Annotated in this window: 12 protein-coding genes; 4 read left to right on the top strand and 8 right to left on the bottom strand. The window is 63.0% G+C overall.

The features are described 5' to 3' along the window. Positions 1-73 precede the first annotated feature (73 nt). From BLT86_RS01560 to BLT86_RS01545, 4 genes are all read left to right on the top strand, one after another. Complete coding sequence (locus BLT86_RS01560) at positions 74-838, top strand: 3-oxoacyl-ACP reductase family protein (RefSeq protein ID WP_017677785.1); 765 nt, start codon at positions 74-76, stop codon at positions 836-838. A 78-nt stretch (positions 839-916) separates the two neighbouring features. Next, on the top strand, positions 917-1,519 hold the full coding sequence (locus BLT86_RS01555; RefSeq protein WP_026088650.1) for an NADPH-dependent F420 reductase: 603 nt from the start codon (positions 917-919) through the stop codon (positions 1,517-1,519). 32 nt (positions 1,520-1,551) lie between these two features. Then, on the top strand, positions 1,552-2,748 hold the full coding sequence (locus BLT86_RS01550) for an MFS transporter (protein ID WP_231976573.1): 1,197 nt from the start codon (positions 1,552-1,554) through the stop codon (positions 2,746-2,748). A gap of 175 nt (positions 2,749-2,923) precedes the next feature. After that, positions 2,924-4,537 carry an NAD(P)/FAD-dependent oxidoreductase gene (locus tag BLT86_RS01545; RefSeq protein ID WP_017677788.1) on the top strand — a complete coding sequence of 538 codons (1,614 nt, stop codon included), beginning with the start codon at positions 2,924-2,926 and terminating at the stop codon, positions 4,535-4,537. Between the two features lie 411 nt (positions 4,538-4,948). Here BLT86_RS01545 and BLT86_RS01540 read toward each other — a convergent pair whose 3' ends face one another. From BLT86_RS01540 to BLT86_RS01505, 8 genes are all read right to left on the bottom strand, one after another. After that, positions 4,949-5,464, bottom strand: coding sequence for a GNAT family N-acetyltransferase (locus BLT86_RS01540; protein WP_017677789.1), 516 nt, complete (start codon positions 5,462-5,464; stop codon positions 4,949-4,951). Between the two features lie 108 nt (positions 5,465-5,572). Continuing rightward, a complete protein-coding gene (locus tag BLT86_RS01535; protein WP_026088651.1) occupies positions 5,573-5,911 on the bottom strand; it encodes a Na+/H+ antiporter subunit G in 339 nt (112 codons plus the stop codon). Positions 5,912-5,923: 12 nt separating this feature from the next. Beyond that, positions 5,924-6,193, bottom strand: coding sequence for a K+/H+ antiporter subunit F (locus tag BLT86_RS01530; protein WP_017677791.1), 270 nt, complete (start codon positions 6,191-6,193; stop codon positions 5,924-5,926). Continuing rightward, on the bottom strand, positions 6,178-6,675 hold the full coding sequence (locus BLT86_RS01525) for a Na+/H+ antiporter subunit E (protein ID WP_021488452.1): 498 nt from the start codon (positions 6,673-6,675) through the stop codon (positions 6,178-6,180). Before BLT86_RS01525 ends, BLT86_RS01530 begins: the two co-directional genes overlap by 16 nt. Further along, positions 6,672-8,183, bottom strand: coding sequence for a monovalent cation/H+ antiporter subunit D (locus tag BLT86_RS01520; RefSeq protein ID WP_017677793.1), 1,512 nt, complete (start codon positions 8,181-8,183; stop codon positions 6,672-6,674). The genes BLT86_RS01525 and BLT86_RS01520 overlap by 4 nt, the downstream gene beginning before the upstream one ends. Beyond that, positions 8,180-8,509, bottom strand: coding sequence for a Na+/H+ antiporter subunit C (locus BLT86_RS01515; protein WP_017677794.1), 330 nt, complete (start codon positions 8,507-8,509; stop codon positions 8,180-8,182). The genes BLT86_RS01520 and BLT86_RS01515 overlap by 4 nt, the downstream gene beginning before the upstream one ends. A gap of 1 nt (position 8,510) precedes the next feature. Then, entirely contained in the window at positions 8,511-11,303 is a 2,793-nt protein-coding gene (locus tag BLT86_RS01510; RefSeq protein ID WP_017677795.1) for a monovalent cation/H+ antiporter subunit A, read from the bottom strand. A gap of 360 nt (positions 11,304-11,663) precedes the next feature. Continuing rightward, positions 11,664-12,125 (bottom strand): outer membrane lipoprotein, encoded by a 462-nt coding sequence (locus BLT86_RS01505; RefSeq protein ID WP_017677796.1) that lies wholly within the window; start codon positions 12,123-12,125, stop codon positions 11,664-11,666. Positions 12,126-12,194: the final 69 nt, after the last annotated feature.

Raw genomic sequence — 12,194 nt, 5'->3', positions numbered from 1 at the left:
GCCGCTAATCAAAGAAGAATGAAAACGCGATAGTCACTCCACCGAATGTATCGGCAATCAAACGGAGTGAACCATGAGCAACGTAATTTCTTCCCACCCCCTTCCTCTGGCCGGCAAAACGGCTCTCGTAACTGGCGGATCTCGCTCTATCGGCGCAGCTATCGCCAAACGCCTGGCCGCCGACGGCGCGCAGGTTGCCTTCACCTACAACGGCTCGCCCCAACAGGCCAAAGAAGTCGCCGTCGAGATCGAATCGGCAGGCGGTCGCGTGCTGGCGATCCAGGCCAACGCAGCCGACCCCGAGGCCGTGCGCGCCGCCGTCGCGAAGACGGTAGAGGCGTTCGGGGGCCTCGACATTCTGGTGAATAACGCCGGTATCGGCGTGTTCAGCCAGTTCGAAGAAACCAGCTTCGAGGATTACCAGAAGCTGCTCGCGGTCAACGTGACCGGTGTATTCGTCGCCACCCAGGAGGCGGTAAGGCACATGCAGGCAGGCGGTCGCGTCATCCACATAGCCAGCTCGGTCACCAAGTACGCAGGTGTGCCCGGACTTGCCGCATACAGCCTGACCAAAGGCGCCGTCGCCGGCTTCAACCGCAGCCTGGCACATGATCTGGGGCCACGCGGTATCACGGTCAACAGCATCCACCCAGGCCCAGTGAACACCGACATGAACCCGGCCGATAGCGAGGTTGCCCAGCTTCTGACTCCCCGCATGGCAGTGGGTCGCTATGGAGAGCCACACGAAATTGCCAGCCTCGTGGCATTCATCGCCAGCCCGCAAGCCTCGTTCATCACTGGTGCGGACATCCTCGCTGACGGCGGGTTGACCTCCTGAGTATGCCGGGGCAGGCCAGTCAGCCTGCCCCACAGTATTCCGACACCTAAGGCCTCAAGGAATCCCAGCATGAGCAAATTGCCCTCCATCGGCATCATCGGTGCCGGCCATATCGGCGCGGCCTTCGCCCGGGCCCTGGCACGCCGCAACATCCCGGCCATCCTGTCCAACAGCCGCGGGCCAGAGAGCCTGCAAGCCTTGGTACAATCCATCGGCCCGAGCATCCGTGCCGGCACCCGTGAACAGGCGGCAGCGCAGCCCATCGTGTTGGTCGCGGTGAACTGGTCGAAGCTGCCAGCCGCGCTGTCTGGGCTTGCGGACTTCGCCGGGCGTGTCGTCATCGACAGCAATAACCCGATCGAAGCGCCGCTGTTCAACCCTATCGATCTGCATGGCCGCACCTCAAGCGAAGTGTTTGCCGACCTGGTGCCGGGCGCCCATGTAGTGAAGGCGTTCAATCACCTGAACCCCAGACTGCTCATCGCCGATCCCGCCGAGCGCGGCGGCCGGCGTGTGCTGTTCCTGGCGGGTGACGACAATCGCGCGAAAAACCAGGTCAGCGCACTGATCGATGAGCTGGGTTTCGCCGCTATCGACCTTGGCGAACTGGCCGAAGGTGGGCGCCTGACGCAATTCCCCGGTGGGCCGTTGCCCTCGCTCGAACTGGTGCAGTTCGGCTGAGCTACCGGGAGACGAAAATGAAGGATTCCATCATGTCCCATACCGATTCATCTGCTGCTGACACCAGATCCATGTCTGCTGCTTGGTGGGCCGTCATCTCTCTTGCCCTGGGCGCCTTCTGCCTGGTCACGGCGGAATTCCTGCCGATCAGCCTGCTGACGCCGATGGCCGCCGACCTGGGCGTATCCAACGGTGCGGTGGGCCAGGCCATCACCGCCACCGCCGTGGTTGCCGCATTCGCCGGGCCGCTGGTGGTGCTGTTCTCGGGCCGCCTGGATCGGCAGAAGATCGTCTGGGGGTTGATGGGCATGCTGGTGTTCTCCTGCATCCTTTCGGCCTATGCCTCAAACATCACGGTACTGCTGATCGCGCGTGGGCTGCTGGGCTTCGCCCTCGGCAGCTTCTGGGCCATGATGGCAGCGCTCGCCCTGCGCCTGGTGCCCCCGGACAAGGTGCCGCGTGCCATCTCGATCATCATGATGGGCATCTCGCTCGCAACCATCTTCGCTGCCCCGCTGGGTGCCTACCTGGGAGAACTGTGGGGCTGGCAGGCAACTTTCCTGGCCGCGTCCGGCATTGGCGTGGTGGCGCTGGCGATCCAGATGCTGACCTTGCCCAAACTGCCGGCCACGGCAGCACCGGGCCTGGCGTCCTTCAAGGCAGCGCTGACGCGGCGTGCAGTCGTCGTCGGTATCGGCACCGGGCTGCTGGTCATTTCCGGGCACTTCGCCGCTCTGACCTTCATTCGCCCCTTCCTCGAGGAGGTTCCCCGCCTGGATGTCGCGACCGTCTCGCTTGCCTTGCTGGCCTTCGGTGTCTGCGGCTTTTTCGGCAACCTTGCCGGCGGCGCCGTCGCCGCGCGCAGTCCAGCCTGGGCAGTCAGCAGTTGCTCGTTCCTGATCGCTGCCGTTGCACTCACGCTGATCCTGTTCGGCACACAGGCCGACGTTGCCTTCGTCGCGATTGCGCTATGGGGCTTCGCCTTCGGCGCCTTCCCGGTATCGATCTCGATCTGGAACGCGCGCGCCGCCGCCGATCACGCGGAAAGCGCTGGCGCCCTGCTGTCCTCGACCTTCCAGGTCGCCATTGCTGCGGGTGCGGTTCTAGGAGGACTGATCATCGACAGCCTCGACTCACAAGCCGTGATCGTCTATGCCGCGACAGCAGCCTGCGCGGGCGCTGCCTTGATGTTCATTCGGGGTCTCGCGATCGAACGTCAGCGTGGCTGATCAGCCCGTTTGTCTGCACTGGCGCAGCGCTCAAGACATCGCTCACCTACGCTCAACGGAGCAAAGCCGCCAGTAGTTCGATAATGCCGGCCTCCTCCATCCGGGCGGTGAATCCCGTACAATCGCCGCTTTTTCCACCTTGCCGGATCACCACCGGCCAACCAGGACACTGCCCATGCTTCGCCTGACCGAACTGAAACTGCCCCTCGACCACCCCGAGGACGCGCTGCGCCCGGCCATCGTCCAGCGCTTGGGCATCGCCGATAGCGAGCTGCTGGCTTTCAGCGTGTTCAAGCGCAGCTACGATGCGCGCAAGAAGTTCGGCGACATGCCGTTCATCTACACCCTCGACTGTGAGGTGAAAGATGAGGCGGCGTTGCTCGCTCGCCTGAGCGATGACAAGCATGTAGGCCCGGCACCGGACATCGCCTACAAGCCGGTCGGCAAGGCCGAAACGCCGTTGGACGAACGCCCGATCGTGGTCGGTTTCGGCCCCTGCGGCATCTTCGCGGCGCTGATCCTGGCCCAGGCAGGTCTGCGCCCCATCGTGCTGGAGCGCGGCAAGGAAGTGCGTCAGCGCACCAAGGACACCTGGGGCCTGTGGCGCAAGAACGTGCTCGACCCCACCTCCAACGTGCAGTTCGGCGAAGGCGGCGCTGGCACCTTCTCCGACGGCAAGCTGTATAGCCAGATCAAGGACCCTCACCACCACGGGCGGAAGGTACTGCAGGAGTTCGTCAAGGCCGGCGCGCCGGACGAGATCCTCTACGTCAGCAAGCCGCATATCGGCACCTTCCGCCTGACCGGCGTGGTCGCCACCATGCGCGAGGAGATCAAGGCCCTCGGCGGCGAAGTGCGCTTTCAGCAGCGCGTCAGCGATCTGCTGATCGAAGACGGCCAACTCACGGGCGTGGTGCTGGAGAGCGGCGAGCAGTTGCTCAGCCGCCATGTGGTGCTGGCCCTCGGCCATAGCTCGCGCGACACCTTCCGCATGCTGCATGCCCATGGCGTGTACCTGGAGGCCAAGCCCTTCTCGGTCGGTTTCCGTATCGAACACCCGCAGTCGCTGATCGACCGCGCGCGCTTAGGCAAGTACGCCGGCCACCCAAAACTCGGCGCTGCCGACTACAAGCTCGTGCATCACGCCAGCAACGGCCGCTCGGTCTACAGCTTCTGCATGTGCCCAGGCGGCACCGTGGTCGCCGCCACCTCCGAGCCTGAGCGCGTGGTCACCAACGGCATGAGCCAGTATTCGCGCAACGAGCGCAACGCCAACGCCGGCATCGTCGTCGGCATCACTCCCGAGCAGGACTATCCGGATGGCCCGCTGGCCGGTGTGGAACTGCAGGAACGCCTGGAATCGCACGCCTACGTGCTCGGCGGGCGCAACTACGAGGCGCCCGGACAACTGGTCGGCGACTTCATAAAAGGCAAGCCGTCCACCGCCCTCGGCGAAGTGCAACCCTCCTACAAGCCGGGCGTGAAACTGGGCGATCTGGCGCCCTCGCTGCCGGACTTCGCCATCGAAGCCATCCGCGAGGCGCTGCCGGCCTTCGGCAAGCAGATCAAGGGCTTCGACCTGGCTGATGCGGTGCTCACCGGCATCGAGACACGCACCTCCTCGCCGGTGCGCATCACCCGTGGCGATGACCTGCAGAGCCTGAATCTCAAGGGGTTGTATCCGGCCGGTGAAGGTGCCGGCTACGCCGGCGGCATTCTTTCGGCTGGCGTCGACGGCATTCGCGTGGCCGAGGCCGTGGCCAAAGACATGCTTGGGTTGAATCGCTAAGCCCCTTCGTCTCACACACCCCGTAGGGTGGGTTAGCGGCGCCAAACCTGCGAATGTCTGATCACCGCCATCGTAGTGCGCCGCGTAACCCACCAGGCGATTGTCCTGCGCTGCGCCCATGGTGGGTTACGGCGCAACGGACTTTGCGGGCTCATCAAGATAGGTGACAGACGCCTAACCCACCCTACGGATCTCGGGCAGCCTAGTAGGGTGGGTTAGCGGCGCCAAGCCTGCGAATGTCCGATCACCGCCATTGCAGTGCGCCGCGTAACCCACCAGGCGATTGTCCTGCGCTGCACCAATGGTGGGTTACGGCGCAACGAATTTTTTAGGCTCATCAGGATAGGTGACAGGCGCCTAACCCACCCTACGGATATCCGTCAGTCGTGATAGCGCCCAGCCGCAGAAGCATCAAAGATCCTCGCGGCGCTGGCAACAAAGGGTCGAACGCCGCGAACCATTCGGTCGACGCGCCGGGTCGGCATAGGTCAGCAGCTCACTGAAACCGGCCTTGCGCATCATCCCCGCCGATGCCGCGTTCTCTTCGTGACGATCGATATAGATATCGCTGACGTCCAGCCGCCACAGCTCGGTGACGGCCTCGCGCAGAAGACGCGCGCCCAATCCTCGTCCGACGCAATCGCGATGCACCACCGCTTCGCAGATATAGCCATGCACCTGCCCGGCACGCGCGGCAGGTTGATGAGCGACGAAATCCTGGGTCAGGCGATAACTGACGAACCCCAGCAGTTGCCCCTGCTCCTCGGCCAGCACGGCCAAGGTCGTATTTGCCGCAATACCCTGCAGGTGCTGACGAACCTCGGCTTCGGGCAGATGATTCCAGGGGTTGGGCCCATGCTCGAAAATCAGCGCGCAGAGCGCCTCGATATCCTCGACACAGGCCTGACGAATGACCAGCTCGCTCATCTCCTGACTCCCCTGACGCAGTACGCCGTCTGATTCAAGAGCGCAGTCTAGAGCGGGCAATTACCTGGCGACAGCTACAGCCAGGCGCGAGAAATGCCTGACAGTGGATCAGTGATCGTCGTCCCAGGGCTGGCCACGGGTGCGCTCGGTCAACTCGACCTTCTGCTGCATCGCGGCCTTGGACAGGATATGTGCACTGACCGGTGCAGTGAGGAACAGAAACAGGGTAATCAGCAGTTCGTGCAGGCTGAGGTTGCCGGTGTGGTGCGCGAAGAACAGCATCGACGCGATCAGCGTAGCGCCGACGCCCAACGTCGTGGCCTTGGTCGGCCCGTGCAGGCGCGTGAAGAAATCCGGCAGCCGATACAGCCCGATGGCACCCACCAGGGCGAACAGGCTGCCCAGGATCAGGCAGGCGCAAATCAACAGTTCCAGCCAGAATGGCATGGTCATTCCCTCTTAATCGATGATGTCGCCGTGCAGCAGGTGTTTACCCACTGCGACCGTGCCGACGAAGCCCATCACCGCGATCAGCAGCGCGGCCTCGAAGAACAGATCCGATGCCAGCCAGATGCCGAACAGCACGATCAGCGCCAACGCGTTGATGTACAGGGTATCCAGGGCCAGTACGCGATCCACCAGGCTCGGCCCTTCGACCAGACGCGCGACATTGAGCAGCATGGCCAGCGTGAGGATGCCCATGCACAGAAAGACTACGTTCTCGAGCATTCGAAAATCTCCAGCAGCGGCTTTTCGTAGCGACTCTTGACCTCGGCGATCAGCTCGTCGCGATCCGGCACGTTGAGCCCGTGCAGCAGCAGTGTCTTGTGGTCGGAGCTGAGGCCGGCAGAAACCGTGCCGGGGGTCAGCGAAATGATGCAGGCCAGGGCCGACAGCACGAACTCATCCTCGATCTCGACCGGTACCTCGACGAATGCCGGCTCGAGGCGCGATTTCGGCCCCAATACCAGTTTCACCACCTGTAGATTGGCAACCACGATGTCGTAGAACACCTTGCCGATAAACAGCAGCAACCCCAGGGGCTTGCGTACTTTCGGCACGGTCAGCAGGAAATCGCCGCACAGGTGCACGATCGACCAGCCCAGAAACAGCCCGAGCAGGATATGCCCCAGGTTGAGGGTGTTGACCAATAGCAGCCAGAGCACCGTCAATAGCAACATCATCCGCGGATGGGGGAAGAAACGCCTCATGCCGCACCTCCGGCGATGATCGACAGATAGGGTTGCAGATCGAGCAACTGCGCCGCAGCCGCCTCCAGATACGCCATTATCGGAGCAGCGGCGATCATCAGCAGCGGGCTGGCCAGCAACAGGCCAAGCGCTGCCAGGAGGCTCACCCGGTCAGCCGGTTGGGCTGTCGAGGGCTGGCCATCCGTTTGCTGGCCCAACCAGAACAGACTGGTACCAGCGCGGCTCAGCGCCACCAGCGTCAGCAGCCCGCCAATCAGCACCACCGGCCACAGGCTCCAGGCTTGCCAGCCAGGCTCCGCGGCGCGCAGTAGCAGCATCTTGCCGAGGAACCCGGAGAACGGCGGCAACCCGGCCACGGAAATCGACGCGAAGAAGAACATGCAGCCCAGCACCAGCGGCTGGCGCAGCACGCGCTCCTGCTGCAGGTCGCCGCCGGCACTGTCACGCTGGGCAACCACCAGGCCTGCCAGCAGGAACAACGCCGCACTGATCAGCGTGCTGTGCAGCATGTAGTAGAGCGCCGCGCTCAGCGCCGCCGGGCTGCCCATAGCGAAACCGGCCATCAGGGTGCCCACCGAGACCACCACCAGATAGGCCAGCAACGCCTGCAACTGTCGCGCTCCCAGAGCGCCAATCACACCGAAGGCAATGGTCGGCAGGGCCAGCCACCAGAGCAGTTCATGGCCAAGATTGGCCAGCGGCCCGGCCTCTTCGCCGAACACCAGAGTGAACACGCGAACGACGGCGTAGAAGCCCACCTTGGTCATGATTGCGAACAACGCCGCCACCGAAGCGGGCGCTGCGGCATAGGCGCGCGGCAGCCAGAAGCACAGCGGCAGCACGGCGGCCTTGAGACCGAAAACGATCAGCAGCAGGTAGGCAGCCGCCTTGATCAGCGGCGCGTCGGCAACGTCGGCGCTGGCCACCCGCGCAGCCAGATCCGGCATGTTCAGGGTGCCGGTCAGTCCATACAGCAGGCTGATGCCGATCAGGAAGAACGACGAGCCCAGCAGGTTGAGCACCACGTAGTGCACGCCGGCCTTGACCTGATTGGCACGGTTGCCATGCAGCAGCAATGCATACGACGAGATCAGCAGGATCTCGAAGAACACGAACAGGTTGAACAGGTCGGCGGTGAGGAATGCACCGTTGATGCCGAGCAACTGAAACTGGAACAGCGCATGGAAGTTCGGCCCACGCTCATCGTCGCCACGGCAGGCGTAGATCAGGGCGAAGCAGGCGAGCAGCGCGGTGAGCAACAGCAGCGCAGCGTTGAAGCGGTCGAGCAGCAGCATGATGCCGAACGGCGCAACCCAGTTACCCAGCGCATAGACCTGCAACTGCCCCTCACCGGCCAACAGCACCAGATACAGGCACACCGGCAGCAGCGCCAGGCAGCCGACCAGGGAAATGCCCCGCTTCACGTCACGCGACCAGCCGTGACCGACCAGCAACAACGCGCCGATGAACAGCGGCAACAGAATGGGGAGGATGATGGCGTGACTCATGCGCGCGGCTCCTCGCCATCGACGTGATCGGTTTTCAGTTCGCCCATGCCACGCAGGGCCAACACCACGACGAACGCGGTCATGGCGAAGCCAATGACGATGGCGGTGAGCACCAGCGCCTGCGGCAGTGGGTCACCGTACTCGGCGCTCTTGCCGATCACCGCCGGCACACCCGTGCCGAGACGGCCGGTGGAGAAGATGAACAGATTCACTGCATAAGAGATCAGGGTCAGCCCCATCACTACCGGGAAAATGCGCGCCCTTAGCAGTAGGTACACGCCGCTGGCAGTCAGCACCCCGAGGGTGATTGCGAATACTGCCTCCATATCAGATGACCTCCTTGCACGACTCGTCCTGACTGACATGGCCGATATTGGAAAGAATCAGCAGGGTGGCACCGACAACGGCCAGATATACCCCAAGATCGAAGAGGATCGCGGTAGCCAGTTCAATTTCGCCGATCAGCGGAATATGGAAATGGCCGAACGCCGAAGTCAGGAACGGCGAGCCGAAGAGCCAGCTGCCCAGACCCGTCAGTCCGGCTATCAGCACGCCCCAACCGGCGGTGGCGTGATAGCTGAATTTCAGGCGTTCCTGGGTCCAGGTCACACCATGGGAGATGTACTGCAGAATCAACGCCACCGAGGTGATCAGGCCGGCGATGAAGCCGCCGCCCGGCAGGTTGTGCCCGCGCAGGAAGATGAACGCCGAAATCAGCAGCGCCATCGGCAGCATGGCCCGCGCCAGGTTGTCGAGGATCATCGGATGCGCATCGGTCGACCATGGACGACCATTCTTGTCGTGGGTCGGATGCGGCAGGTGCAGGCCATGCAGCAGCGCGTAGATACCGATGGCAGCAATCGCCAGCACGGTGATCTCGCCCAGGGTATCGAAGCCGCGGAAGTCCACCAGGATCACGTTGACCACGTTGGTACCGCCGCCACCGGAGACGCTGTTCTCAAGAAAGAACGAGGAAATGCTCTGGTAAGGACGGGTCAGCACGGCGTAGGTCAGCATCGCCACCATGGTGCCGCTGCCCAGCGCCAGGACCAGATCACGCAGGCCGCGCAGGCTGCTCGACTCCGCCGGGGTGCGATCAGTCATGAAGTACAGGGTGAGCATCAGCAGGATGATGGTCACCACCTCGACCGACAACTGGGTCAGCGCCAGATCCGGGGCGGAGAAGCGGGCGAAGGCCAGCGCCACCATCAGACCAGCGGCGCTGAGGATCATCAGCGCCACCAGGCGGCGGCGGTGGAAAACCACGGTGAGCACCGCAGTCAGCATCAGAATCAACATACCGATGGTTGTCAGCGGATCGATCGGTGTCATCGCCACGCTACCAGTCAACTGCTCCAGCGGCGACAGCGCAATGATCACCAGGGTCAGTGCACTGCCCAGCATCCAGGCCAGGTAACGCTGCTGCGAGCCACTTTCCAGCAGCGCGGTAATGCGCACGGCCAAGCGCGTCGAGTAACGCACCACCTGGTCGAAGGCATCCTTGGCATCCAGGTTGGGCAAACCTTCATACCAGCGGAACAGCGGCTTGCGACAGGCATAGACGATGATCCCGCCGAACAGCGCAACGAAACTCATCAGGAGCGGCAGGTTGAAACCGTGCCAGATGGCCAGGCTGTACTCAGGCAGCTCGCCACCCAAGGTCGAAGCGGCGGCGGCGGCCAACAACGGCGCTACAGTGTAGGCTGGCACGATGCCGACCAGCAGGCAGAGGAACACCAGCACCTCGACCGGCACCTTCATGTAGCGCGGCGGCTCGTGCGGCGGATATTTGGGCAGGTCGATCGGCTCGCCATTGAAGAACACGTCGTGAATGAAACGCAGCGAATAGGCCACCGAGAACACCCCGGCCAGGGTCGCGGCAGCCGGAATCACCCAGTTGAAACCGCCCAGCAGGTGCTGGTGCAAGGTTTCGGTGAAGAACATCTCCTTGCTCAAAAAGCCATTGAGCAGCGGCACGCCAGCCATGGCCGAAGCCGCCACCATCGCCAGCACCGCCGTATGCGGCATGTACTTCCACAAGCCGTTTATTCGCCGCATGTCGCGGCTACCGGTTTCGTGGTCGATGATGCCGGCAGCCATGAACAGCGAAGCCTTGAAGGTCGCGTGGTTGATGATGTGGAACACCGCCGCCACAGCCGCTAGCTGGGTATCCAGGCCGAACAGCAGGGTGATCAGGCCCAGGTGGCTGATGGTCGAATACGCCAGCAGGCCCTTCAGGTCATGCTGGAATAGCGCCATGCCCGCGCCCACCAGCAAGGTGGCCAGGCCGGTCAGGCTGACGATGTAGAACCACCACTCGGAACCGGCCAGCGCTGGGTACAGACGCGCCAGCAGGAAGACCCCGGCCTTGACCATGGTCGCCGAGTGCAGATACGCCGATACCGGTGTCGGCGCCGCCATCGCGTGCGGCAGCCAGAAATGGAAAGGGAATTGCGCCGATTTGGTGAACACGCCCAGCAGCACCAGCACCAGCGCCAGCGGATACAGCTCGTGCGCGCGAATCGCGTAGCCGGCGGCCAGCACTTGAGACAGTTCGAAGCTACCGGCGATGTGGCCGATCAGCAGGATACCGGCGAGCAACGCCAGACCACCGCCACCGGTGATTGCCAGCGCCATGCGCGCGCCCTTGCGGGCATCGGAGCGCGAACCCCAGAAGCCGATCAGCAGGAACGACGACAGGCTGGTCAGCTCCCAGAACATCAGCATCAGCAGCAGGTTTTCCGACAGCACCACACCGAGCATGGCGCCCATGAACAGCAGCAGGAAGGCAAAGAAACGCCCCATGGGCTCGGTCTTGGCCAGGTAATAGCGCGCGTAGAGGATGACCAGCAGGCCGATGCCGAGAATCAGCAGGGCAAACAGAAAGCCCAGACCATCGAGGCGCAGACTGAGATTCAGCCCCAGGTGCGGCAACCACTCCAGTTTGACCCGCAGCACCTCGCCTGCGAACACCGCAGGCTGGTAGCTGAACAGCAGCACCAGCGCCACGATGGGCGCTATAGCCGCAGCCGCGGCACAGGCCGAGCGTCCAAGCCGATCGGCGAGCACCGGCAGAAACAACCCAAGAAATGGCAAGGCGACAATCAGCGCAAGCGCCATCGGAAAAACCCCTTAAGCAGGCACGTCAGGTCAACTGACCCAACGACGAGAATTGGAGTCGCAACTCCCTGACGGTGATAGTTCATGCACCGCAACGGTTCAGCTAAGTTGTTGTCGGCACAAGCATAACGGCCGATTATCCATAACTATCAAGACAACGTCATGCATTGAATTATCGTTAAACACACTTGGTAACATGCAGGCGGCTGGAGGTGCTGCTGACAGCCGACCACCACTATAGCGAGGCCACAGAAAATTGCCGGGAGCGCTTCTTTTGCGCAAGCCCGACAAGTTGTCGCCCGGGATGACAGGCAACAAAAAGCCGGAGCAACCAAAGCTGCTCCGGCTGGTTTGTAACGATCAGTGGGTAACGCGACTGGTACCGTTGACCGTCATGATGCGCACGCGCTCGCCGACGCGGAACACCTGGTTCGGCTCGACTTCCTGGACGTAGGCGCGCATGGTGCCGTCGTCCTCACGCACGGTGATCTCAACACCCTGAGTCCGGGTCAGGCCTTCTTCAGCAGCGGCGCCCAACAGACCACCGGCAACGGCACCGACCACAGCCAGGACCGCACTGCCGCGCCCACCACCGAGGCCACTGCCACCGATGCCACCAACCACAGCACCGGCACCCGCACCGATTGGTGTCTTGGTCCCTTCGATCTTCACCGGACGCAGCGATTCGATGGTGCCCATGCGTACTGTTTGCACCGCTCGGGCCTCATCGCGGCTGTAGGTATCGCCGGTCAGGCTGGACTGACAGCCCCCGAGGGCCAGCATCGCGGCCAGCGAGGTAATGAGCAGAGTGGGTTTACGCATAGCAATTCCTCCAGAGGTATCTCAATCCATTAGACGCCGGGCGAGCGTAACTGTCACGGCGGAGCCTGA

Origin of the sequence: Pseudomonas sihuiensis (assembly GCF_900106015.1) — a bacterium.
GTDB lineage: Bacteria > Pseudomonadota > Gammaproteobacteria > Pseudomonadales > Pseudomonadaceae > Aquipseudomonas > Aquipseudomonas sihuiensis.
Note: the sequence above shows the minus strand (reverse complement) of the source record. Positions and strands in the feature narration are given on the sequence as shown.

Coding starts and splice junctions, on each gene's coding strand:
- BLT86_RS01560 (WP_017677785.1), top strand. CDS start 74: ATGAGCAACGTAATTTCTTCCCACCCCCTTCCTCTGGCCGGCAAAACG.
- BLT86_RS01550 (WP_231976573.1), top strand. CDS start 1,552: ATGTCCCATACCGATTCATCTGCTGCTGACACCAGATCCATGTCTGCT.
- BLT86_RS01545 (WP_017677788.1), top strand. CDS start 2,924: ATGCTTCGCCTGACCGAACTGAAACTGCCCCTCGACCACCCCGAGGAC.
- BLT86_RS01540 (WP_017677789.1), bottom strand. CDS start 5,464: ATGAGCGAGCTGGTCATTCGTCAGGCCTGTGTCGAGGATATCGAGGCG.
- BLT86_RS01535 (WP_026088651.1), bottom strand. CDS start 5,911: ATGCCATTCTGGCTGGAACTGTTGATTTGCGCCTGCCTGATCCTGGGC.
- BLT86_RS01530 (WP_017677791.1), bottom strand. CDS start 6,193: ATGCTCGAGAACGTAGTCTTTCTGTGCATGGGCATCCTCACGCTGGCC.
- BLT86_RS01525 (WP_021488452.1), bottom strand. CDS start 6,675: ATGAGGCGTTTCTTCCCCCATCCGCGGATGATGTTGCTATTGACGGTG.
- BLT86_RS01520 (WP_017677793.1), bottom strand. CDS start 8,183: ATGAGTCACGCCATCATCCTCCCCATTCTGTTGCCGCTGTTCATCGGC.
- BLT86_RS01515 (WP_017677794.1), bottom strand. CDS start 8,509: ATGGAGGCAGTATTCGCAATCACCCTCGGGGTGCTGACTGCCAGCGGC.
- BLT86_RS01510 (WP_017677795.1), bottom strand. CDS start 11,303: ATGGCGCTTGCGCTGATTGTCGCCTTGCCATTTCTTGGGTTGTTTCTG.
- BLT86_RS01505 (WP_017677796.1), bottom strand. CDS start 12,125: ATGCGTAAACCCACTCTGCTCATTACCTCGCTGGCCGCGATGCTGGCC.